This window comes from Hyphomicrobium sp. (genome assembly GCF_020852195.1).
GTDB lineage: Bacteria > Pseudomonadota > Alphaproteobacteria > Rhizobiales > Hyphomicrobiaceae > Hyphomicrobium_C.
The window spans coordinates 1-1,319 of record NZ_JADZBI010000263.1 but is presented as its reverse complement, the minus strand read 5'-3'; the positions used below and the strand labels follow the sequence as shown (position 1 = coordinate 1,319).

The 1,319-nt window shown below is 60.0% G+C and carries 2 protein-coding genes; both read right to left on the bottom strand.

Annotated elements, in window-relative coordinates:
- On the bottom strand, positions 1-384 hold a 384-nt coding region (locus IT540_RS20760), incomplete at its 3' end, for a hypothetical protein (protein ID WP_291181782.1).
- A gap of 2 nt (positions 385-386) precedes the next feature.
- Positions 387-1,319 (bottom strand): hypothetical protein (locus tag IT540_RS20755; RefSeq protein ID WP_291181781.1); only part of this gene is annotated, 933 nt, incomplete at its 5' end.

Here is a 1,319-nt window from a genome sequence, read left to right as displayed (position 1 = left end):
TCGTAGCCACTCGACATAATCAGTTTGGTCCAATAGTTCCGCGGCGGTCACCCGGTGTTCTACCACTCCACCTACCGCGTGGAGGTCTGGCAGTCGTTTGTCAATCGCCTTGTGACGCTCGGCTTGCTCCAGCTTGGCACATTCAATCGCAATTTTCATACACGCCGCATAACCGCGTGCGTCGCCATTGCGGGCACTTCGCGATGCCAGTGCAAAGCCCCGCCGCAATAACGCCGATGCCTGTTGTTCTGATACGACACCCAGCGAAATCATATTCGCCGCCAAGCGAGCATCGGCACGTAAGTTGTCCGACCGCGTGAACAACGCCCCCCCTCCCCCCTCGTCTTCGGGTTCCGGCACGCCGTTTTGTGCAATCGCAATCATGGCTAACTCCCCACGGTGACGGGGACTACGATCAGAATGGTTTCTCCGCTGTCGGGCGTGATCGACAGGACCACGTTGATTGTGTCGGTTGTGGTGGCACTGCCGCTGAGGACACACTTGACTTTGGCGGCGGTGCCGAAGACACCGAAACTCGGAACAGTCATATTCGCGGCTTGTGCGCCTGAGAGGGTTGGGGGGCTCATGGCGTCCACCAAGTCGCCGGCTGATAGTTGCGTGCCCTTCAGTTCCACGGCCCACCAGAGCGTTTCGCCAGCCCGCATGCGGATGCGGCCGTTAACGCCGAAGGTCCCATCCCCACGGCTACTGACGACAAGGATTCTGGAGCTTGGGACGGAGATGTGCTCGATAGGTCCACTGGCTTCGGCAACTGGGGTTACGATGCTGATCGTGTCGCCGGCGGCCATAGTGAACACGTCCGGGTCAAATTTAAGGGCTACGGTTTTGGTGCTGCCCGTGTAGTCGCCAATGGTACCGAACGCTTTTTGCGTCGAGGTGCTCGCGTCTGTCACTATCGCCACGCAGTTATTGTAGGCGTCATCATCCGTGCTGCCGGCGGTCAGTGTAAAGCTCGTTTGGCTGGCCAGTGTTGCGATGGTTGTGGTCACGAGTGCGGTGGACCCGGCACTACTCACCGCCGCATCCAGCCTCGCCAACTGCGTAGCCACGGTGGCTGCCCCGTTGGTCGTGGCAAGTAGCCCGTCAATCTGCGAAGCGTTCGCGGCCGTGCCGTTGTCCCACACGACGCCGCCTGTCGCCTGCGAAACGAACGTCGAATACGTGGCGGAAGTCTCTGTCTCGGCTAGCAGTGTGATGTTGCTCGTTGCCCTCGCAGCCGCTACGGCTCCGTCCGTTGTCTTTCGTGTGTAGCCAATGTTCCGTGGCCAATCCTTATCGACCGCTGCCACGGAAACCAC